Here is a 23,198-nt window from a genome sequence, read left to right on the forward strand (position 1 = left end):
GGAAATTAATTCTTTTTAAAAATACAAGTCAATATGCCATCCATATTCACTATATATTAAACAAAATAAAATTCATTTTACAGGAAATTTTTAAACAATTAATCCTGTTTTAATGATTTTAATTCAAAATATTAATTGATAATCTGCAAATTATTATAGAACTTTTCTTAAATAATAGCTATTTTTTTACCTTAAAGTGAGGTTATAAGATATCAGGACAGATATCGTGGGATGTTTTTTGGTTTCATGCTTATTTTATTAGTTTTATACCTGGTATGATAATTTTTTACAAATTTACTATTTTTAATCAGCCCTATCTCCATGATTTAATACAGGTTAACAAGGTTTAATTTTTATGTCATACAAAAATAATCCCTTAATACGACAAAACGTGTCGCAACAAAAATAAAAAGGGCCAATCCTGTAGATTGACCCCAAAACATTAACTGTTTATTGACTGAATTATGATGTATTTTTATTTCCAGCCTCCGCCTAAGCTTTTATAGATATCCACTACAGTGCTCAGCTGCTTCTGTTTGGCTTCTATAAGTTCCATTTTGGCATCCAGTGCATCTCTCTGATTCAGAAGTACCTCAAGATAATCCGCTCTAGAATTGCGGAACAGTTGGTTGGCAATATCAATTGACTGATCCAAGGCTTTTGTTTCCTGGGATTTCAACTGATAATACTGATCTATATTTTTGATCTTCGACATCAGGTTAGCCACATCAAGATATGCATTCAGAACGGTTTTATCATATTCATACAAGGCCTGAACCTGTTTGGCATCCGCCGTCTGAAAATTGGCTTTGATGGCACTTTTATTAATGAGTGGTCCAGCCAGTTCTCCCACCAGATTGTAAGCAATAGATTCCGGCATTTTTACCAGATAAGAAGGCTTAAACGCTTCCAGCCCCAAAGTTGCCGAGATTTCCAGAGAAGGATAAAATTCTTTTCTTGCGGCTTCCACATCCAGTTTTGAAGCTTTTAACTCCAGCTCCGCCTGCTTAATATCGGGACGGTTTGCCAGCAGCTGTGACGGAATACCTGTATATACCGTTGGGGGAATTGTCGACATAAAGTTTTCCCGGGTTCTCACAATAGACTGTGGATATCTTCCCAACAAAGCATTGATCTGATTTTCCTTTTCTGTAATCTGCTGACGGATGGTATATTCAGAAGCTTTGGATTTTGCCAGTTCTGCTTCAAACTTTTTCACAGCCAGCTCAGTAGTCGCTGCAGCTTCCTTCTGTATCTTTGAAATCTCCAATGCTCTTTGCTGAAGCTTGATATACTGCTGTATAATGTCCAGCTGGTTATCCAAAGCCAGCAGCTCATAATAATTGTCTGCCACTTCTTCAATAAGATTAGACAACACAAAGTTTTTCCCTTCTACTGTGGAAAGATAATGAGCAACCGCAGATTCTTTTTCGGTTCTTAGTTTTTTCCAGATATCAATTTCCCAGTTGGCCATCAGCCCGCCCTCAAAATTTCCCAGAGGATCCGGCATTTCCCTGCCCGGTTCTATTTCTGTGGTAGCATCTCCGGCACCTTCGCTGGTATAGCGGCCTGCTTTTTTTACTCCCGCTCCTATTCCTACTGATACGGTAGGGCTTAATTTTCCCTTTTTCGCGATCACTCCGCTTCTTGCAATTTCAATCTCCTGAAGGGTGATCAGCAATTCCTGATTATTCTTTAATGCGGTTTCTATAAGACTTACCAGATTCGGGTCAGTGAAAAATTGCCTCCAAGGTGTTGTTCCACTATTGGCATTAGCATCCTGCTGCTCTGCCTGGTTAAAGTTCTGAGGAATATTCTCCTTCACCTCATCTTTTATCACGGTCGCCATTGGAGCCTTACAGCTTGCTAAAACAAGAGATAAGGCAATTGCAGTAATTATATTTTTAGTCTTCGAATTTTCCATCATGTTCATAAGGTTCAGTTTGTTCTGTTAAAGGATTTTCTTCTTCATATCTCGCCAGTCGTGACTTTTCTGCTAGGGTTCCGAAGATATAATACAGCCCCGGAATAATCATCAGCCCAAAAACGGTCCCGATGAGCATTCCTCCGGCTGCAGCCGTTCCAATAGTCCGGTTACCGATAGCTCCGGGTCCTGTAGCAATCACCAGCGGAACCAATCCGGCAACGAATGCAAATGATGTCATCAAAATCGGACGGAAACGAATCGCAGCTCCTTCTATCGCCGCCTTGGCTACCGGGATTCCTTCTTCCGCCTTTTTCTGCACGGCAAATTCTACAATCAATACCGCATTCTTACCCAAAAGCCCGATAAGCATCACCATGGCGACCTGCGCATAAATATTATTTTCCAGTCCCAGCAGTTTCAGGCATAGAAAGGCTCCGAAAATACCCGTCGGAAGCGATAAAATAACCGGCAGCGGAAGGATAAAGCTTTCATATTGGGCAGAAAGAATCAAGTATACAAATCCCAGGCACACCAGAAAGATAAATACCGCTTCGTTTCCACGGCTTACTTCATCTTTGGAAATTCCTGCCCAATCGATTCCAAAACCTCTTGGCAATGTTTTATCTGCTACTTCCTGGATCGCTTTAATTGCCTGTCCGCTGCTGTATCCTGGCGCTGGAGTTCCGCTCACCTCAGCAGAATTGTACATATTATGTCTGGTGATTTCAGAAAGTCCATATACTTTTTCCAGTCTCATGAAATCCGAGTAGGGAACCATCTGATCCTTATCGTTTTTAACATAGAGTTTCAGTAGATCAGTAGGGAGCGCACGGTACTGCGGTCCTGCCTGTACAATTACTTTATATGGTCTGTCGAAGCGGATGAAGCTGGTCTCATAATTGGAGCCGATCAGTGTGGATAAGTTATCCATTGCTTTTTCAATGGTCACCCCTTTCTGCTCGGCAAGATCGTTGTCTATCTTAAGCATATACTGTGGGAAGCTGGCCGAATAAAAGGTAAAGGCCGACCCCAGTTCGGGGCGTTTCTTCAGCTCTTTCACAAAATCATTACTTACCTGTTCCATTTTGTGATAATCTCCACTCCCTGCTTTATCCAGAAGACGGAGTTCAAAACCACCTGCAGCCCCATAACCGGGAACGGAAGGCGGCTGGAAGAATTCAATGTTGGCTCCCGGGATATTTTTGGCTTTTTCTTCAAGCTTTTCAATAATTTCCGCAGCCGATTCTTTACGATCTTCCCAGCTTTTCAGGTTAATCAGACAAGTCCCCGAATTGGATCCGGTACCCTCTGTTAATATCTCATATCCTGCCAGGGAAGAAACCGATTGTACACCATCGATATCTTCAGATTCTCTCAGAAGTTCCTTGGCAATCTGATTGGTTCTTTCCAGAGTAGATCCCGGAGGAGTCTGGATAATAGCATAGATCATTCCCTGATCTTCAGCCGGAATAAACCCGGACGGAAGAGCATTACTCAGGAAGAATGTACAGGCACAGAATGCTAATAATAAAGGTAGTGTAATCCCTTTTTTGGTTACCGTTTTCTTTAGCATTCCTTCATACTTCCCTGCCCCTTTATTAAATAGATTATTAAACTTATCAAGAAAAAGCGTTACCGGAGTTTTCTTTTTGGCTTTGCCATGATTATTTCTTAAAATCAAAGCACAGAGAGCCGGAGTAAGAGTAAGGGCTACAATTCCCGATAATATAATGGATGAAGCCATGGTAATTGAGAACTGACGGTAAAATACTCCCACCGGTCCGGACATAAAGGCAATCGGAATGAATACAGACGCCATCACCAGTGTAATTGCAATAATTGCTCCGCTGATCTCATGCATAGCCTCTTCCGTAGCCTTCAGCGGGGAAAGATGCTTTTCTTCCATCTTGGCATGAACAGCCTCAATCACCACAATGGCATCGTCAACCACTACCCCAATCGCCATAACCAGCGCAAAGAGCGAAATCATATTAAGGGTGATACCGAATGCAGACATTACAGCAAAGGTTCCTACCAATGAGACGGGAACGGCCAGTGCCGGAATAAGCGTAGAGCGCCAGTCACCCAGGAACAAGAAAACCACAATCGCGACCAGAATAAAGGCCTCAAACAGGGTATGAATCACTTTCTCCATAGAGGCATCCAGGAACCTGGACACGTCATAGCTGATATCGTAATGCATGCCTTTAGGGAAATTGTTTTTTTCAAGATCCTTCATTAATGCTTTTACGTTTTTAATAACATCACTTGCATTGGATCCATAGGATTGTTTTACCGTAATGGCAGCCGAAGGCTTACCGTTCAGCGTAGAATAGATATCATACATTGAGCTTCCGAATTCGATGTCTGCAACATCTTTAAGCCTTACAGATTCTCCGTCCGGCTTCGCTTTCAGGATGATATTCCCGTAATCTTTCTCATTATTGAAACGGCCGGGATATTTTAGGACATATTCGAAAGATTGTGATCGTTTTCCGGAGCTCTCACCCGTTTTTCCGGGAGAAGCTTCCAGACTTTGCTCGTTGAGGGCTTCCATCACTTCATCTGCTGAAATATTATAAGCGGTGAGTCTGTCCGGTTTCAGCCATATACGCATTGCATATTCCCGGGTTCCCAGAATATCGGCAAAACCTACACCGCTTACCCTTCTCAGCTCAGACATCACATTGATATCAGCATAATTGAACAGGAATTTCTGATCCGCTTTCGGATCATCACTGTACAGGTTGATGTACATCAGCATATTGGGTTCTTCACGGGTAATTTTCACCCCTTCACGCACGACCAGCGGCGGTAATTTATTAACGACTGAAGACACACGGTTCTGGACATTGACTGCCGCTACGTTGGGATCTGTCCCCAGATCAAAAACGATCTGAATAGAAGCCTCGCCGTCGTTTCCTGCATCAGAGGTCATATATTTCATACCCGGAACTCCATTCAGACCTCTTTCCAAGGGGATGACTACGGACTTTATAAGGAGTTCATTGTTGGCTCCCGGATATTCTGCGGTAATATTAACTTTAGGTGGTGAGATGGACGGGAATTGGGTTACCGGAAGCTTTACCAGCGACAGAATCCCCAAAAACACAATAATCAGAGAGATTACAATTGACAGAACAGGTCTGCGGATGAATTTTTTAAACATACTACTTCACTTTAGAGCCTACTATTCTGCTTTTAACTTTAATGACCGGAGCACTTTTTCAGGATCCTGGAATTTTGTTTTGATTTTCTGATCATCCTTCACTTTCTGAACACCCTCCAGAAGAATCTGATCACCTTTTGCAATTCCTGATGCTACAACATAGACATCGGGAAGCTCATAGGCAATCTTAATATTTCTTGATCTTGCGGTCCCGTTTTTATCAATAACAAATACATATTTCTGGTCCTGAATCTCATAGGTAGCTTTTTGCGGAATAATCAACGCATTATGAACCGGCATATCCATCTGCACTTTTCCGGTTTCTCCGTTTCTCAGAAGCTTGTCCGGATTGGGAAATTTGGCACGGAAAGCAATATTTCCGGTCTCGTTATCAAACTCTCCCTCAATGGTCTGGATCTCTCCTTTTTGCTGATAAGTTTCCCCGTTAGCCGTAATCAGCGATACCTGGTTGCTGCCGCGGTCTGCAGCATGGGTCTGATAGCTTAGATACTCAGGCTCGGATACGTTGAAGTACGTATAGATACTGGTATTATCAGACAGTGATGTGAGAAGATCACCTTCGTCCACAAGACTTCCCAGCTTCAAAGGAATTCTGTTGATCACTCCGGAAAAAGGGGCTTTAATGTCTGTAAATGACAGGTGGATCTGCGCCAGCTTCATTTCTGCATTGGCAGCATCCAACTTGGCTTTTGCCATGGCTTTTTCATTTTTAGATACGATGTTGTTTCCCGCCAGTGTACTGGCATTTTTCAGTTCAATGGACGCCTGTTCTACTTCCGCTTTTGCTTTTAATAATTCGGCCTGGTAAAGTTTAGGCATAATCCTGAACAAGGTCTGCCCTGCCTGTACATACTGGCCTTCGTCTACAAATATTCTTTCCAGAAATCCTTTTTCCTGTGCCCGGACCTCAATGTTTTTGACAGACTGGATCTGGGCAACATATTCTTTATGAATAACAGTGTCCATCACTATGGGAGATGTTACAGGGTAGACCGTAACCTCTTCTTTTTCTTCTTTTTTCTTATTGCAGCCAACAGCCAACAACAAGACGCTCAGCGCAATGCCTGAAGCAACTCTTTTTATCATAATTCTAGAGTGTGTATAAATCGTTAATGTTTTGATAGAAGTAGATGGTAATACAGAAGGCACGTGTGATGATTACCGGCATACACAACGCAAAACATCCCCACCCGGAGCGGGCAGAAAACAAAAGGAAAAGTGAAATTTTAGATTCTAATGGAACGGGCCAGAATAAATCTTTTGGCCGCATAACCAAAGACAAAACCGTGAACATCCGGCTTCAGGCGTTTATAGCTTTCCAGCCCAAAAATATAGACCAAACTGAAAACACTGGCGAAAACAGCAACAGCCTGCCATACCTCTGACAGCTGGAAATCATTTTCTGCAAGTTCTAAAGTAGAATTATCAGCAACAGTATCGTTCATCTGCTGAACCGACAGTTTTTCATAAGTCTGATTGAGACGGTTCGCTCTTTTAGGCATATGATGAGAAACATGACCGGAATAGTCATTTCGAAGCGTCTTAACATCCAGTCTGCTCTCCACAACAAAAAGCAGAAAAAGACCGGTTAAAAGATATACTATAAAGTTTCTCATTTTGAAGTGGCAAATGTACACTTAGTATATCATACCATCATAGCAGATTAACAAAATTTAACGATACTTTAAATAAGCTGAATAAAACACGCACGATACGCAATTCATCCCACCGCCCTGTTTCGATCCCTGCGAATGCATTTAGTGAATACACATGACAGGAATATAAAAAACGATTAAAGATATCAGCTTACCGCAGACGATTTATTTTTTTAAGTATTCTTAACATTCTGATTCATAGAATACAAAAAAATAACCCATAAAAACTAAACTTTATCATGATTCTGAATTATTAATATCCTGTTATTGCTATTCTCTGATTTTTGAATTATTTTTGTCGCCAAATTAAAACAACAAATGAAAAAATGGAAAAATCAATTATTATTTTACTGAATTTACAACGGTTAGAAGGCCTGAATCTGACTGTTTAACTTCAATTTTCTTATCATAAATTCTTCGTTGTGTTTCTCCCGATTATGATTCATAACACAGCCTATCGTGGCTTGTTAAATTAAAAATTACTGTTATTTTATGTAAAATTAACACATATTTATCAAAAATATTTGTATTTTTATATGGTATAACACCATACTTCATGAAACACTTTAAAATCACTTACCACTATGAAAAAATTTTTAACTTCAATCCTTTTGGGATTGGCCGTCCTTTCCTCAACAGCGTGTAAACATCCTGGTAAAGAGGCCGAAACTGTTACCGCTGCCGTTCCGGAAAATGCAGATGATATTTCCAAGAATGTCTATGTTGACAGCTATGGAGAAAAAATAGAAGTAACCATCAACAACACCAAAAATATAGCTACTGTACATTTAAACGGCAAAACTTATGACCTTAAAAAAAGTGATGCATTGCCGGAATACACAGCTACCAATGAAGAGTATCAGTACTCTGAGATCAAAGGAAATGTGACCTTCCTTAAAAAGAATGTGGATATGGTACTTTTCCATCTTAAACAGGCCAAAAAAGAATCCGGTCCTGCAAAAATGGCATCGTATTAGCATATGTTAAACAAATGTTTAAATTTAAAATTATGAAAAGCGTATACTATTACCTATCTGCTCTTTTCCTTGCTGTGTTTCTTGTTTCATGTAAAACACAGACTGTACAGAAAACTCCAACAGATATTACAGGGAAAACCTGGAAACTTACGGAGCTGAACGGACAGCCTATCCAGCTTAAAAACCCTAAAAACAATCCTTATTTCAAACTTACAACGGACGGAATGAGATATGAAGGACATGCAGGATGCAATGGATTAGGAGGAACTTTTGAGATCAAGCCGGAAATGATGAGAATCAAATTCAACCAGGGAATGTCTACCATGATGGCCTGTGAGGATCTGGATATTGAAAATCAGTTTACAAAAGCAATATTAGCGGCAGACAACTATTCTGTCAATGGAAATACATTAACGCTTAATAAGGCAAAAATGGCTCCTTTGGCTAAATTTGTCCTACAGTAAGACTGCTTATAGCATAGATAAAGACGCCTCATCATTTGAGGTGTCTTTTTTATGGATCAATTACAAAAGTTGTGAGAAGAAACTGAATATTTTTCTATTTATACTTTTGCCTTGAAGCAAAAGTATACAAAAATTCAAGACTGGAATCATCCGCTAAAAATTGACCTTGCCTCCTAAAATTTCCAAACTCGCATGATTCAACATTGGTTCTTCGACTCAATAGGGTCGCCATGCTCAAACACTGGAAATTTTTTAACAGATTCAAGATCAATTTTCTTAACGCTCCTGATTCCTAGGTCGATTAAATAATACTTACAACTATTTTTCATAGTTCTTATTGGGTTGAAAGCCGACATCTGTGGAAATTTGTGCAATCTGCGGTTAATTTTTTTTTCTATACGTTAAAATCGGAGATTATTCCTTCAGTAGATGAATCTTATTTCTACGGAGTTAAACAGTTATTGGTGTACAATCCGAATATTATTATTTATATTCACATTAACTCAACCCTTTGCCTGGGCCCCACAACTCTTGTACCTGATTCTTTTTTAATGAGTATGAAAGTTTATTTTTTGTTATAAGCTGCATAACAAACCAAAAGGCTCAGATTTACAAGAACAGCAAATGCGTTGGACAAAATAATCGGAAGTTCATCTTTCATGAATCCATACCACACCCAGAGCGACAATCCCGATATCAGCACCAAAAGCATAAGCAAAGAAATGTCTTCAACATTTTTTTCTCTGATCACTTTTACAAGTTGAGGGATCATGGATATTGAAGTCAGTACTCCAGCTACTATTCCTAATATGTTTTCGTTCATAAATTATGGAGCTTTTTACCGAAGATATGAATTTTAAGGAGAATTTAATTAAATCTATTCATTGAAACTTCTTCCTGCAAAGGAATATTTTCTTCAATACAACGGAATAGATCCCTGGCAAAATAGCAGCCATTCAGAATTCCACGGGCTCCAAGACCGTTGAAAACATGCAAATTCCTGAAGTCACGATGATTTCCGATGATCGGCCGCCGGTCTTTTACTGTAGGTCGGAATCCGAAATGCACTTCTGCAACCTCAAAATCATAAGGATAAAATTCTGAAAGGCCATTTACTAATTGTGTAACTGCAGATTCGTCTATATGATGATGAAGCTGTTCTCTGTCGTAAGTTCCGCCATAAAAATGAAGTCCATTATCCATGGGAAAAAGAAAATGCTTCTTTTTTATGGTGATGTGATCCGGTATCGGTTGGGAAAGCTTAACTCTGATATGGTGGCCTTTGTTCGGAATGACCCCAATTCCGGAAAAATAAGGATTCTCTTTCACCCCCATTCCTTCACAGAAAATGATATTCCCAAACACAAAATCTTTATAAGAGGATTCTAAAGGATGAAGTTGGCTGTAATCAAACTTTTCTTTTACCCAAAGATTATTTTTTTCAAAATAATTAAATAAACCGGCAAAAAATCCATTAACATTCAACCTGGCAGACTGACTAACCTTTCCCGTCCGAAAGTCATTTTTTACCACCTCTAAATGATCGAAATTTTCGTCAAGAAAGTTTGTTAATTCCGTATGAGCTGATTTTTTCAGCCACAGATCCTGCTCGTTTTTGTCATGAAAAATCCGGTGAATGGGCGCATCGATCAAATAATTCTCCCCTGTATAGGATTCAATTTCTTTCAGGCTGTCTTTAAGGAAATCAATTTGTTCCTGGGCTTTCCAGAAAGTGGTGAATTTTTTCAGCACCACCGGATTAATAATTCCTGCAGAGACCTGAGAGGCACTTTTTCTTCCTTCAGAGAAGATCACAAAAGACTTATTATTCTTAATGAGCTGATGGGCAAAGAAAAGCCCGGCATACCCGTCCCCTACAATAATATATTCTACATTTTTCATATGTGAAATTTCATTTATTTACCAGGTTATATGCAATCGTCCTGGATTATTGATTGGCCATAAACAAAAGACGATTGCATAATAAAAAAACCTGAGTAAAAATACTCAGGTTTTGTATAAATATCAAGTGAAATTTAGTAATTCCACATATCATTTTCCATTTCCAGGATCTGCGATTTGATTCTATCGCTCTCTTCAAGCTGATCGTCAGCATCTTTAGGGATATAATCTTTAATTGTACCGTCTCCTAAACCGCTTGATGACTTATAGATGATCGAAGAGAATCTTCTAGCATTGATGATATCATCGAAAGATAAGTCGGCAGATGAATTCTTTCTGTTGAAAACATAATTGTTAGCCAAAATATCCCTTGCATTCGGATAGTAGATCCAGAATAAATCGATAAGGTCGTCATTGCTCGCAATAGGTTTCCCATCAGGTCCGATCACCCCCTGTACGGCAGGATCCGGTCCCATAGCGGCAATACCTAAAGGTCTGTACTTCATTTGTCCGTCTCTTTTATCTACAAACCACATTCCCATAATTTTAAGAACTTTTACTTTATCGGTAGTCGTCTTAAATACATCGGTATATTCTTTTTTCTCCTGCTCCGTCAATTGTCTTCCGGAGTTTAGGATATCGATAGCAGCATCATTGATAGTTACTTTTTCCAGTCTTTTCTGAATCCCTTCAGGAGAAAGCTTTACAGTAAAGTTTTCGTCATCATATACCTGCTCGATTTTGCCACTCAAAGCGGCATCCAGCAATAACTGATATAATGATCTGGTAGGCGTGGAAAGAAGACCGTCCGGATTGTCATAATAGAATGGCTGATTGATTTTGTCATTCATATCAATGATCTCCCATACAAACATACTCTTAAGAATATCTTTATCTTCAACAAAACCATATTCAAGAGGTTTTACTGTTTTATCTATAATAGTATCACCAACTTTTTGTTTATTCTCCGCTCTCATCTGCCTGAACTCCTCTGGAGAAGAAGCGTTCAGAATAGTCTGGGAAAAAGCAAATCCCGAAACTACTACTAAAAGGGTGCTAATATATTTTTTCATAATAAATTACAATTTTAGTCCTATTGAACATTAATAATTATAGGAGTAATGTTTTTAAGCGTTTGTCCTTCCAGACCTTGTGCTGTTGCTTTAATATCAAAAATAGAAACTACATCTCCTGTTCTAAGATTCTTGATCAGTCCAGCTGCATCATTCAATGAATTACCATGAATCAATAACGCTGCTCTACCTGGCACTCTTACCATAAACTGAGTAACAGTAAATGAAACCGGGAAGTCGAAATCAGGAATTGCTGCCTGTACAGATTGGTTCGGAATAGAAGTAGCCGGCATCGACAATACATTCTGTCCTCTCATCTGACCTTGCGGTGGCGGAACATTCTTAATTCTATATTCGAATACCTGAGATACGGTTTTTCCATAAGGATCTACTCCTGATAGAGTCAGTTTCACGGTAGTACCTGTTGAAGGTTTCACAATCCATTTACCAGGTCCTGTATTTCTTACGCTGGCTCCCGGAGCAGATAATGAAAGCTTAGCATTATCAGCACCTAATATAGATCCGGATACCGGATTCTCAAGTCCTCTGTACATTACGTTCATTTTGTCCGCAGAAAGCAATAATCCTTTTTCAAGTTTTACTTCTCTAGGACCTGCAATCACGTTATACGTGTGTGTCCATGGGAAGCTTTGCGGCTTACCTGAAGCATCTGTCAACGTAATGGTACCTGCTAATTTATGTTCACCAATTCCAGCGCCAGAGATTGGGATAATTCCCTTACCATTCTCTACTCTGCTTACTCCTGAGATATTGATCTTATTACTGTTAGAATAAGTTCCCAACATTACTTTTACTTCAGCCTGCTTACCAGCCTGGATATCAACCGGACCTGAAACAATTGGCTCATAGCTTGTAAATTTGATGCTTGCATCCACTTTTTCCTGAAGGAGTAATGCCAGTGCATCAGACTGAACATTTCTGGCATCATTTTGGATAATTTCCAAATTGGAGATCGCAGCGATCAGTGGCTGATGGTAGAATTTATTCTGGAACCAGGTTTTCTCATTTGGAGATTTTCCTTTCGGATATTCTGCAATAAGAGATTTGTTTGCTCTTTCTACTAAATCTTTAAGCTGGGCATTATTTCCGAAAGTAGTATTGATATAATTTCTTACATCATCAATTTTAGCTTTCAGTTCCAATGCATTTTTTGAAGGGGTATTTTCATCGCCTTCAGTAAAGAAGTATTCTGTAGTCGCTTCATTATTATTCAATGCAGCAAAATTTTCGCTTACATCAATCTCTTTTCCTGTTTTAGGATCTTTATCATGAAAGTCAGAATTCTTTTTCAGTAAATCTTTAATACCTTGCGCAGAACTTACTAATGCATCAATCTTAGCTTTCAATACTTTGTATTCTGACCAAGGTTGTGCGTATGTATCCGGAACCTGTTGTGCTTTGGCTTCCAGTGTTCTTTCAAATATCTTTTCGTTCTTCTTCTCTGTTAAACTTCTTGTTTCGTTCAGCGCTTTGGTAGAGTCATAATATGATCTGATGATTTCTGCATCAATATTGAGGGCCATCATCGCGATGAACACCAGATACATCAGGTTGATCATCTTCTGACGAGGGGTCTGTTTTCCTTGTGCCATTCTCTTTTCTTTTTGTTTAGATTAAATAGTTATTTAGAAATGGTTGGGAATTAAGACTTCATCGCGGTAAGCATACCACCATAAACTCTGTTTAAACTGTTAAGATTAGATGTTAAACCTTGTAATTCTTGGTTGAATTTTTCAGATTGCTCTGCAGATTTCTGCATATCTGCCACATACTTGTTGGCAAATTCAGACTGCTTTTTACCGCTTTCTAACTGCATTGCATATAAAGCGTTCATGCTTTCCATATGCTGAGCAGCTTTATTCAGCTGATCATTATACTTATGAGTAGAAGCAGAAACATCCACAGTTTGGTTGATCTGATCTACAGAACTTGAAAATTTATCGATTCCTGTTCTTAATCTTTCGAATAACTGAACATCCAGCCTTGCATCTTCAAGCATTTTGTCTAATTTGTTAGAAAGGGAGTTTTCCATTTCAGCAAACATAGCGCTTGTATTTTTAGAAGATACATTAGAATGTAAAGGGTTGGGATTAGCATGCTTATCTAATAATTCAGGATAAACATTTTCCCATGCATATGACTCTTCAGTTTTAGGAGGGTCGAATGCGAAAATAATAAAGATAATAGCCTCCGTAATAAGCCCCACGGTAAGAGCGATATTACCATTAATTGGTCCCAGGGTAATGTGAGTAATTTTAAGCCAAGCTCCAAGAATTACAATTGCAGCACCGAATGAATAGAAGAAATTCATCCAAGCATCTTTAGTCTTAAACATATTGAGTTAGTTTTTTTAATGTTAAATAAAATCGTTATTGAAAGTAATAGTCTGGTTATCTGTTAACTCTTCTTGGCTTCACAGCTGCTTCAGGAATGTCCTGTACAGTTCTAAATCCGATATAGCTTCTTGCAGAATCCTTTCTCTCCCAATCTCTTGCCCCTGTCATCAATGCATATCCTATATCTTTCCACGATCCACCTCTTACAGATTTTTTAGTATCCTTTTTATCTTTTGTAGAAGGATTTAATGTAGAAGAGAATCCGTATGAAGAATTGTTATATGCTGATAATGTCCACTCAGAAACGTTTCCAGCCATATCAAATAGCCCATACCCATTTTTCTTAAATTTCTTAACTGGCGCTGTATATGTATAAGTACCTTTTTTCTCGTCTTCCATGTAGTTACCTCTTTTTGGCTTGAAGTTGGCAAGGTAGCAACCTCTGTCATCCATCAGGTAAGGACCACCCCAAGGGTAAGTAGCATTTTGCATACCTCCTCTTGCAGCATATTCCCATTCGATTTCAGTAGGAAGACGGAACTGCAATGGTCTTTGTTTTTTTCTTTTTAAACTTTCGTTGTAATCAGTTTTCAATTTAGATCTGAAGTTACAGTAAGCTCTTGCCTGATCCCAGGTTACCCCTACTACAGGATAATCTTTATAAGCCTTGTGCCAGAAATACTGCTCAAATAATGGCTCATTGTAGGCAAAGTGGAAATCCTTTACCCAAACCGTAGTATCGGGATAGATCGCGATACTCTGGCTTTTCAGGTAATTAGCTCCTCTTTCGTTATCCGCAAGCGCAGCATCCATATCTCCCCAACGGTACGTATATTTAAGCTTGCTTACATCTAAAATTCTTTCGTTTCCTATTCTTGAAGAGGCCGGCAGATACAGAGATTCTAAAACTTCTGCGTATTCTACATCCGGATATTTTGATGTGCTCCAGTGTAATGGAATTTTCCAGTCTAATCTTTTGCTGGCATCATAACTTCCTTCTTCGCGGCCTCCCTGGCCTTCCATATATTCCTGATAAGGGGTTAGGTTTTCTTCTTTTTTGGCAAGGTATGCGTAGTCTCCTATGCTTGCTCCTCTACCTCCGCCTTCGTCACCACCTTCGCCGGCAGCTTCAGCCAATAGAGTTCTTGCAATAGAATCTCTTACGTAATTGATGAATACCCTGTATTCTGCATTAGTAGTTTCAGCTTCATCCATGAAGAAAGATGAAACAGTAACTGTTTTCAATGATGCTTTTTCAGGTGTATTTGTTGGATCCTGGTCTGCTAAACCGGCAACAAATGAACCTGCTGGAATTGCAACCATTCCGTATGGTCTTTCCGCAACAAATGATTTCGTTTTTTCTCTTGGTATCAATTCTCCTTTTGTTCCTGGCTTCCCTACAGAAGAGCTGCCACCACCTGAACAAGATACCGATGCTACTGACGCAGACAATAATAAAAGAAATATCCTTTTCATGTTAATTTTTATAATTAAGCCGTAAATATATAATTTTTTTAAGAAACTTTTAAGATTTTTTTTGAAATAACGGAAGAAATCTAAATTTATTTTATTTACAACATTTTTTTATTCAACAGTTACAGATTTTGCTAAGTTTCTCGGCTGATCTACGTTTGCACCTCTGTATACAGCAATGTAGTAAGCAAGCAGCTGTAAAGGCACTGAAGCCACTATCGGAGAGAAACATTCTGATGTTTCAGGAATTTCAATCACATAATCTGCCATTTCGCTTACCTGGCGGTCACCTTTATTCACTACAGCGATAATTTTTCCTTTTCTAGCCTTAATTTCCTGAACATTACTTACAATTTTATCATAATGACCTCTTTTAGGTGCAATAATGACAATCGGCATGTTTTCGTCGATCAACGCAATAGGGCCATGCTTCATTTCTGCTGCCGGGTATCCTTCTGCGTGGATGTAGGAAATCTCCTTCAGCTTTAAGGCTCCTTCTAATGCTGCAGGATAGTTATATCCTCTTCCAAGATAAAGGAAATTGGTAGTTTCTACAAAGTCTTTAGCGATTTCTTTAATCTGTTCGTGAGTTGTATTCAGGACTTCTTCAATTCTCTTAGGAATCGCGTCAAGTTCTGCAATAAGGCTCATAAAGTCAGCATTTCCTAGATTTCCGTTATGTTTTCCTAATTTAAAGGCAATCAAAGTAAGAATGGTAAGCTGAGCGGTAAATGCTTTTGTAGAAGCCACCCCGATTTCAGGACCGGCGTGTGTATAAGAACCGGCATCTGTAATTCTTGCGATAGAGGAATCTACCACATTACATATTCCGTAAATAAATGCTCCTTTTTCTTTAGCCAGTTTTAAAGCAGCCATTGTATCTGCCGTTTCTCCTGACTGGGAAATGGCAATCACCACGTCTTTATCCGTAATAATTGGATTTCTGTATCGGAATTCTGATGCATATTCTACCTCTACAGGGATTCTGGCATATTCTTCAATCAGGTATTCTCCGATAAGACCTGCGTGCCATGATGTTCCGCACGCGATAATGATGATTCTGTTGGCATTTTTAAACCTCTCCAGGTGATCCCAGATTCCGGCCATTTTAATGATGCCTTCATCTACAAGGAGTCTTCCTCTCATCGTATCATGCACCGATTTAGGCTGTTCGAAGATTTCTTTCAGCATGAAATGCTCATATCCTCCCTTTTCAATCTGCTCCAGGTTCAGTTTAAGCTGCTGAATTTCAGGTTGAATTTTGGAATTTTCAGTGATTGTTCTGATATCTACTCCATTTTCAAGAGAGATTGTTGCCATGTGTCCCTCTTCAAGATAAATAGCCTCTTTTGTGAATTCAACGAAAGGAGAAGCATCAGAAGCAATAAAATATTCTTTATCTCCAATTCCAATGGCTAAAGGAGATCCTAATCTTCCTACAACCAGAATTCCCGGATAATCTTCATGAAGCACGGTAATCGCATACGCTCCATATACTTCATTCAGGGCATATCTTACCGCTGTTGGGAAATCAATCTCCGGATTAAGATCCATAAAATACTGGATAAGGTTCACCAATACCTCGGTATCGGTTTCCGACTGGAATGTAAAACCTTTTTCACTCAGCATCTTTTTAATGGTATCATAATTTTCGATAATCCCATTATGAACGATTGCTATTTTTCCGTTATTTGACAAATGTGGGTGTGAATTTCTGTCACTTGGTACCCCGTGGGTAGCCCAACGTGTGTGTCCCATTCCGATTTTCGCAGTTCCTTTCAGTTCTTTCGAAATATTCACCAAATCATCAACCTTACCTTTTGTTTTTTCAACTTCAAGCTTATTGTTTGAGCCTTCTAAAACAATTCCGGCACTGTCATACCCTCTATATTCTAATCTTCTAAGACCATTGATAACAATATCATAAGCGTCCTGAAAACCTGTATATCCTACTATTCCGCACATATTCTGTCTAGTGTTTATTTAATTGTGTTATTTTTTTGTTCCGTAAGTAACCCTCAGTTTAATTCTGTGTGGATTTATCTTCTCTGATCCTACGAGAACCGTTCTGTTCATATCAATTGATCTGGTGGTATATTTTGCTCCTGCAGCTGCTCCCTGTGCACTTCTCAGGAATGAGCCCGCAGCAATATATAATGGCTTATTAACGATTACGTTTCCATCAGCATCTTTTACCCCTTCAACAATATCTTTAACGGTCTTCGTTACGACAAAGTCATAATACTCTGGAGTTTTATTATAATTGTAAATATTAAATCCAAGATTGGCATCTGAAGTAAAATCTGTCAGAGTTTTTCCATCTTTTTGAGAGGTCTGAACAAGAGTAAACTTACGATCTCCATCCACTGAGTGGGTATTCTTCCACGTTGCAGGATCTACAAACACCCGAATTCTGGCCCCTATAATAGCTGCTTTATTTTTCTGATACAGAGTCTTAAGTGAGTCGATCGTCGTGTCCGGGATTTTTACCCCAATGGAAGGACCTCCCATTCCCTGAACAAAAAGTCTCGGATCACCATTTACCTGATTGCTGCCAGCCAATGCTGTGGAAACCGCCGATCCAGCTCTGTTGTATTCATACAAACCGATACGTGCATTAGGAGACGTCAGGTTAAAATCAAGATTTGCCTGTTGACGTGTTACCGTACCATTTGTTGTTCTGTCATATTTATAATACATGATAAGTTCCATATCATTAGGTGAAAACTGGAACAGGTAACCATCTGTAGCTTCTGCAGAAATTTTAATTCCTTTAAAGTACCTGATAAAGTTTGCCGCATCCTGAAGTTCCGGTTTCCCTTTTTTATCCGCGATATGCGTCTGGAAGAAGTCTTTATCCAGTCTCATCCTGAACCCAAGGTTACCGGTAAACACCGTTGTATTATCAGATTTTTTCGTAATCGACACTGTACTTACATTTCCGTCGAACACAGCAGATCCCAGTAAAGCACCGGTACTCACATTTGCATTGGAACGTGTAAACGCCTCTGTATTCGTATCCAGGAAGGTAGTTACTTCATGTACATTGATCTTCATTGATTTGGAAGCTCCACCTATTCTTCCGTATTTACGTACGGGGTAGCTCTTTTTTTCAATGGAAACACTTACCAGCTCATCACCGATAGGAAAATTATTTTTATCATAAGCCCCCGGAGCCTTTATGGAGTCTGAAATATAATAGATATCATCTGCTGTATTGGCAGGAGTTCTCAAAACAAGAACGACAGAGTCTACGATTGGTTTTGGTCCGTTGAAATCGAAATTGTTTACAGGCATTCTCAGCTGTGTCACATACGATGCTCTCTGCATACCGAATTGTCCTTCATTGAAGGCACCCAAAACACCTACCGATATGGAGGTCCCTGCAGTATTCAATCCACTGATAAGTTTTGAGGCGTCACTTCGGACCGAATCATTATTATTGATATTGTAAGCAATAAGGTCATGTGGAGTTTCATTGCCTTGTGCTGCATCTTTATCGAAGAGCTGTTCTCCAAGAGAATCTGCTTCCGGTTCGCAGTTATAAAGGATTGCACTTCCGAAAATCGCCAGCAAAACTGCGACGAAGGTCTTTTTAAGAGTATGAGTCATTAAAAATGTGTTTTTTAATAAAGTTGGTTTATAGAATCTACGTCAAGATATTCCGACTTTTGGGTCGAGGTTGCATTGAAAGCTTCATCCAGATCTTCATCCAGAAATTCATCCCCTTTCACTACAGCATCTACGTAGTTCATACTTTCCATGACAAAACTTTTGATGGTTGGTTTATCTAACGCTTTTAATCCTGAAATATTATCAAACTTCAGTTTTTCATCAATCTTTTTGTCCAGGGCTGCGTCTTTCTCATTATATAGGGAAAGAACGATTTTTGCGTCCTTGAAATAGGTATCGGATTCGTAGTATGTTTTAAGATAAATCGGAACAAAAGAAGACATCCATCCGTTCAAATGAATCACATCCGGTACCCAGTTTAGTTTTTTGATGGTCTCAATAACACCTCTGGCAAAGAAAATTGCTCTTTCATCATTATCATCGAAAGGATTTCCTTCATCATCAAAATAATATTGCTTTCTTTTGAAGTATTCTTCATTGTCGATAAAGTAAACCTGAAGTCTTTCCCCCGGAAGAGACGCTACTTTAATGATTAAAGGCTGATCAAGGTCATTGATAATAATATTCATTCCTGAAAGGCGGATTACCTCATGAAGCTGGAATTTTCTCTCACTTATCTGTCCAAATCTTGGCATAAAAACTCTTACATCATTGCCTTCATTGTGCATCTTAAGTGCCATTTTGTTTACCACAGCAGCCATATTTGTATCTTCCTGATAAGGATACATCTCTGTAGTAATGTACAGTATTTTTTGATTCGGCATAAAATTTCTATCTAATTTTTGTAAAAATGCTTTAATGTGCAAAATTACAAAAAAACATCTAACATTATTTTAATTAACATTTTTTTACGAAACTTCCCTTTTCCAAAGTAGTAAAATCGCACTTTATTGTGTGATATTTTTACTATTTTTGAATACGTATTAAAATAAACTATGGAAGTTATAAAAAACAGAAAAGTCCTTCAGGATTTCATTGAAAGACAGAAGGAAATGGGAAAAAGAATTGGCTTTGCCCCTACTATGGGAGCCTTACATAAAGGTCATCTTTCTCTGTATGAAGCGGCAAGAAAGGAGAATGATCTTGTTATTTCTTCAATTTTTGTAAATCCAACCCAATTTAACAATCCTGAGGATCTTGAAAAGTACCCTAGGGATGTAAACAGAGACATTCTGATCCTGGAAAAGTCTGGCCTGGTAGATGCCGTTTATATTCCTGAAGTAGCAGATATTTACCCAGAAAAGACAGAAAGCCAGCATTACGATTTTGACGGATTGGAAAATGAGATGGAAGGAAAATCAAGACCGGGACATTTTGACGGAGTAGGAACAGTAGTAGAGGAGCTCTTCAGACAGGTACAACCCGATCACGCTTATTTTGGGGAAAAAGATTTCCAGCAGCTTGCGATTATTAAAAAAATGGTGGAAAAGAGAAATCTTCCTGTTAAAATAGTGGGTGTTTCCATTTACCGGGCAGACAACGGATTGGCTTTAAGCTCAAGAAACCAGAGATTACATGAAGACCGGAAAGAAGCTTCAAAAATCATTTTTGAGACCTTACAGAAAGTAAATGATTGGTTCAGAACGGTCACAATACCCGAAATCAAAGAAAGAGTGACCGATATATTTGACAACCAGCAGGGAATGAAGCTGGAATATTTTCTGATCGCAGATGAAAACACACTGCAGGAAACAGATTTCTTTTATAGAGACAGAAATTTCAGAGCTTTTATTGTAGTAGTTGTAGATGGAGTGCGATTGATAGACAATATGCATCTGGATTAGTAAGATATTGTATTTTTAGACCATACAAACTCTGATAGAAATGTCAGAGTTTTTTTTTGGATCAAGCGCAAAAGTTGTGGAGAAACGATTTTCTTTCCTATCATTATACTATTATACTTTTGCCTTGAAATCGAAGATTCGACGGAGTCAAACAAAAGTATACAAAAATTCAAGACTGGAATCATCCACTAAGATCAATTTTGCCTCTGATTTTTTATTTTTTATTTGAATCGGCGAACCTTAAAAGGTTTATTAACGCTCCTGATCCTAGGTCGATTATAAAATACTTACAACTATTTTTCATAGTTCTTATTGGGTTGAAAGCCAATTAGAAAAAAAACTCCGAAAATATCCCCAAACATCTGTGGTTAATTTTTTAGATCAGGCGCAAAAGTCAGGGTTAGATAAAAAAATCAAAGGCCTCCTGAAGGAAGCCTTTGAAACACCAAATCACAAAATATTAATATGAAAAAAATTTACTTTTCAGTAAACTTGTGACCCGGCTGGGATTCGAACCCAGGACCCATACATTAAAAGTGTATTGCTCTACCAGCTGAGCTACCGAGTCGGCCACAATTAAGAATAAATATAAATATTTATTTCCTAACTATAAAATATTCTTTGCAGTGCCTGCGACTGGACTCGAACCAGCACATCCTTAGGAAACCACCCCCTCAAGATGGCGTGTCTACCAATTTCACCACGCAGGCAATAAAATTACAAAATCCAGTAATTTTTTTTGCTAGTGACCCGGCTGGGATTCGAACCCAGGACCCATACATTAAAAGTGTATTGCTCTACCAGCTGAGCTACCGAGTCGGCCACTTATTTTAAACAACTTTCATTTAAGTAATGTCCCTTGTTTTAAGTGGTGCAAAGATATGACTTTTTTCTTTATCTCAAAACTTTTTCGCAAATTTGTTTAAAAAAAAATCATGGTAATTTCATTGATCGGATACATGGGAAGTGGCAAATCTCACATTTCCAAAATATTAAGCGAAAAAATCAATTTTAAACTCATAGACCTTGATAAAGAGATTTCAAAGAGAAATAAATTAACCATTCCTGAAATTTTTGAAAAAAAAGGAGAAATTTACTTTAGAAAGCTGGAAAGAGAGGCTCTTGAGGAAATTCTGGCTTCTGAAGAGAATCTGGTACTAAGCCTGGGCGGAGGAACCCCCGTATACTACAATAACATGGAAATTATTAATCATAATTCTAAAAGTGTATTTTTAAGGACTTCTGTAGGAACACTGGTAGAGAGACTTTCCAAACAGAAAGAAAAAAGGCCAATAATTGCCAATATACAGGATGAAAATCTCCCGGAATTCATTGCCAAACACTTATTTGAAAGAAATCAGTTTTACAGTAAAGCCCAGTTCAGTGTGGGAACCGACTTCCGAGAGCCAGAAGATATCGTTAACGAAATAATAGAAAAGCTCTATCTCTAGAGCTTTTTTATTTTAATCTTCACTTTCGTTATTCTCAGAATCATTTTCTCCGAAAAAGTCATCCCAATCTGTAAAATCTGCGGTGATATCATTTCCCACATATTCATCCATCTCTCTTCTGTCTTTTTTGGTAGGCCTTCCCTCTCCTTTATTCCTGTAATAATCCTGAGACATCTTACGCAGTTTTAACAATTCGTACTGTTCTTTATCTGTTACATCCTGTATGTGGAGAGGCACTAGTTTTGCGCCAATCCTGCTTTTAGGAATCTGGATTACCTTTATTTTATAATCAATCTGATTCTTTCTGATCTTAATAACATCTCCTTCTTTTACCTCCTTAGATGACTTTACGGCAGACGTTCCTATAGAAACCCTGTTCTTTTTAATCTCCTCTGCTGCAATACTTCTCGTCTTATAAAAACGAATGCTCCATAAAAATTTATCTATTCTCATAATTTTTTATACTTTTGCCGTTATATTATCTGTAAAGTAATTAAAGTTTTTTGAAATGAAAAAAATATTTTTATATATCCTTGCGGGATCACTATGTTTTTCAGCATGTAAAAAAGATGATGAAGTAGAAATGTACAGAGAGCCTGAAGACATTGCTACCCAAGACAACTATGACAATCAATCCATTAAAAAGTTTATGGATGAGAATTATTTAGATGTACAAGGAAATATAACCCCCTTCAGCGCTACAGACACTGCTGATGACAAACAAAAGAAACTCTCTGAGCTTCCTTATGAAACATTGCCTTCCGGAACTATTTATATTGTAAGAAACGGAGCGCAACCCGATCCGGCTGATGCAAAGACAATCAAGTCAGACGATATTATTAAAATCATGGGAAAAGCCGATTCTTATGTTGCCATGGAAAGTGAAGGAAAAGTTTTATTTTCTTCTAAAACTGCATTTTTGAATACGATAGATGGAAATGTTGTCCCAGTTATAGACCCAATGTACTATTACGTAAAAAAGAAAACATTAACGGATGCAACAACAGACGCTGCAAAGCAAAGAAGCTATTATGAGATAGCAGGATTCAAAGAAGCCCTGCAGAAATTCAAAGCGTTCAATGACTTATCGCCGGGAGCACCGTATAACCTGCAAGGGGTAATTATCGTACCATCAAGAGCAGCTTTTGCCAGAAATCCTCATTATCCTTATTTAGGAATATCTTACAGAAACAGATCTTTTGTCTTCAACTTCCAGATCTACGGAAGAGCAGACAGACCTGCTGATCAATAAAGACAAGAAATTTACATCAATAAAAAACCGCCTTTCAAACGAAGGCGGTTTTTTTATATT

Annotated in this window: 19 protein-coding genes and 3 tRNA genes; 5 read left to right on the forward strand and 17 right to left on the reverse strand. The window is 38.5% G+C overall.

What is annotated here, in order from left to right; all coding sequences use genetic code 11:
• Positions 1 to 475: 475 nt before the first annotated feature.
• From DRF67_RS06345 to DRF67_RS06360, 4 genes are all read right to left on the reverse strand, one after another.
• Positions 476 to 1,933: a TolC family protein gene (locus DRF67_RS06345; RefSeq protein WP_115927476.1), complete on the reverse strand. Its 1,458-nt coding sequence runs from the start codon at positions 1,931 to 1,933 to the stop codon at positions 476 to 478.
• Positions 1,905 to 5,096 (reverse strand): efflux RND transporter permease subunit, encoded by a 3,192-nt coding sequence (locus tag DRF67_RS06350; protein ID WP_115927477.1) that lies wholly within the window; start codon positions 5,094 to 5,096, stop codon positions 1,905 to 1,907. Before DRF67_RS06350 ends, DRF67_RS06345 begins: the two co-directional genes overlap by 29 nt.
• Positions 5,097 to 5,117: 21 nt before the next feature.
• Entirely contained in the window at positions 5,118 to 6,200 is a 1,083-nt protein-coding gene (locus DRF67_RS06355; RefSeq protein WP_115927661.1) for an efflux RND transporter periplasmic adaptor subunit, read from the reverse strand.
• A gap of 143 nt (positions 6,201 to 6,343) precedes the next feature.
• Entirely contained in the window at positions 6,344 to 6,733 is a 390-nt protein-coding gene (locus DRF67_RS06360; RefSeq protein WP_115927478.1) for a hypothetical protein, read from the reverse strand.
• Between the two features lie 623 nt (positions 6,734 to 7,356).
• Between DRF67_RS06360 and DRF67_RS06365 the strand changes: the two genes are divergently transcribed.
• Both DRF67_RS06365 and DRF67_RS06370 read left to right on the forward strand, forming a co-directional pair.
• The gene (locus DRF67_RS06365) at positions 7,357 to 7,749 is read left to right on the forward strand and encodes a hypothetical protein (protein WP_115927479.1); all 393 of its coding nucleotides are present in this window, start codon (positions 7,357 to 7,359) and stop codon (positions 7,747 to 7,749) included.
• 32 nt (positions 7,750 to 7,781) lie between these two features.
• Positions 7,782 to 8,213, forward strand: a complete 432-nt coding sequence (locus DRF67_RS06370; RefSeq protein ID WP_115927662.1) for an META domain-containing protein — start codon at positions 7,782 to 7,784, stop codon at positions 8,211 to 8,213.
• Between the two features lie 565 nt (positions 8,214 to 8,778).
• Here DRF67_RS06370 and DRF67_RS06375 read toward each other — a convergent pair.
• The 9 genes from DRF67_RS06375 to DRF67_RS06415 form a co-directional block, all read right to left on the reverse strand.
• Entirely contained in the window at positions 8,779 to 9,036 is a 258-nt protein-coding gene (locus DRF67_RS06375) for a SemiSWEET transporter (protein ID WP_115927480.1), read from the reverse strand.
• A 44-nt stretch (positions 9,037 to 9,080) separates the two neighbouring features.
• Complete coding sequence (locus DRF67_RS06380) at positions 9,081 to 10,115, reverse strand: NAD(P)/FAD-dependent oxidoreductase (protein WP_115927481.1); 1,035 nt, start codon at positions 10,113 to 10,115, stop codon at positions 9,081 to 9,083.
• A gap of 134 nt (positions 10,116 to 10,249) precedes the next feature.
• Positions 10,250 to 11,188 (reverse strand): type IX secretion system ring subunit PorN/GldN, encoded by a 939-nt coding sequence (gene porN / locus DRF67_RS06385; RefSeq protein WP_115927482.1) that lies wholly within the window; start codon positions 11,186 to 11,188, stop codon positions 10,250 to 10,252.
• Between the two features lie 20 nt (positions 11,189 to 11,208).
• A complete protein-coding gene (gene porM / locus DRF67_RS06390; protein WP_115927483.1) occupies positions 11,209 to 12,801 on the reverse strand; it encodes a type IX secretion system motor protein PorM/GldM in 1,593 nt (530 codons plus the stop codon).
• A gap of 50 nt (positions 12,802 to 12,851) precedes the next feature.
• Positions 12,852 to 13,544: a type IX secretion system motor protein PorL/GldL gene (porL, locus tag DRF67_RS06395; protein ID WP_115927484.1), complete on the reverse strand. Its 693-nt coding sequence runs from the start codon at positions 13,542 to 13,544 to the stop codon at positions 12,852 to 12,854.
• 55 nt (positions 13,545 to 13,599) lie between these two features.
• Positions 13,600 to 15,021, reverse strand: coding sequence for a T9SS ring complex lipoprotein PorK/GldK (gene porK / locus DRF67_RS06400; protein WP_115927485.1), 1,422 nt, complete (start codon positions 15,019 to 15,021; stop codon positions 13,600 to 13,602).
• Between the two features lie 108 nt (positions 15,022 to 15,129).
• Positions 15,130 to 16,983, reverse strand: coding sequence for a glutamine--fructose-6-phosphate transaminase (isomerizing) (gene glmS, locus DRF67_RS06405; RefSeq protein ID WP_115927486.1), 1,854 nt, complete (start codon positions 16,981 to 16,983; stop codon positions 15,130 to 15,132).
• 27 nt (positions 16,984 to 17,010) lie between these two features.
• Positions 17,011 to 18,630 carry a DUF4270 family protein gene (locus tag DRF67_RS06410; protein WP_115927487.1) on the reverse strand — a complete coding sequence of 540 codons (1,620 nt, stop codon included), beginning with the start codon at positions 18,628 to 18,630 and terminating at the stop codon, positions 17,011 to 17,013.
• 14 nt (positions 18,631 to 18,644) lie between these two features.
• Positions 18,645 to 19,415: a glycogen/starch synthase gene (locus DRF67_RS06415; RefSeq protein WP_115927488.1), complete on the reverse strand. Its 771-nt coding sequence runs from the start codon at positions 19,413 to 19,415 to the stop codon at positions 18,645 to 18,647.
• A 171-nt stretch (positions 19,416 to 19,586) separates the two neighbouring features.
• Between DRF67_RS06415 and panC the strand changes: the two genes are divergently transcribed.
• Entirely contained in the window at positions 19,587 to 20,435 is an 849-nt protein-coding gene (gene panC, locus DRF67_RS06420) for a pantoate--beta-alanine ligase (protein ID WP_115927489.1), read from the forward strand.
• Positions 20,436 to 20,930: 495 nt separating this feature from the next.
• Here the strand turns inward: panC and DRF67_RS06425 are convergent.
• The 3 genes from DRF67_RS06425 to DRF67_RS06435 form a co-directional block, all read right to left on the reverse strand.
• Positions 20,931 to 21,003 (reverse strand) — tRNA-Lys (locus tag DRF67_RS06425).
• Between the two features lie 59 nt (positions 21,004 to 21,062).
• Positions 21,063 to 21,145 (reverse strand) — tRNA-Leu (locus DRF67_RS06430).
• A 36-nt stretch (positions 21,146 to 21,181) separates the two neighbouring features.
• Positions 21,182 to 21,254, reverse strand: a tRNA-Lys gene (locus DRF67_RS06435).
• A gap of 116 nt (positions 21,255 to 21,370) precedes the next feature.
• On the opposite strand from DRF67_RS06435, the gene DRF67_RS06440 reads away from it, so the two are divergent.
• Positions 21,371 to 21,886 carry a shikimate kinase gene (locus DRF67_RS06440; protein ID WP_115927490.1) on the forward strand — a complete coding sequence of 172 codons (516 nt, stop codon included), beginning with the start codon at positions 21,371 to 21,373 and terminating at the stop codon, positions 21,884 to 21,886.
• Between the two features lie 12 nt (positions 21,887 to 21,898).
• Here DRF67_RS06440 and DRF67_RS06445 read toward each other — a convergent pair whose 3' ends face one another.
• Entirely contained in the window at positions 21,899 to 22,339 is a 441-nt protein-coding gene (locus DRF67_RS06445; RefSeq protein WP_115927491.1) for an RNA-binding S4 domain-containing protein, read from the reverse strand.
• 55 nt (positions 22,340 to 22,394) lie between these two features.
• Between DRF67_RS06445 and DRF67_RS06450 the strand changes: the two genes are divergently transcribed.
• Positions 22,395 to 23,138 (forward strand): hypothetical protein, encoded by a 744-nt coding sequence (locus DRF67_RS06450; RefSeq protein WP_115927492.1) that lies wholly within the window; start codon positions 22,395 to 22,397, stop codon positions 23,136 to 23,138.
• Positions 23,139 to 23,198 lie beyond the last annotated feature (60 nt).

This window comes from Chryseobacterium pennipullorum (assembly GCF_003384725.1).
Taxonomy (GTDB): domain Bacteria; phylum Bacteroidota; class Bacteroidia; order Flavobacteriales; family Weeksellaceae; genus Chryseobacterium; species Chryseobacterium pennipullorum.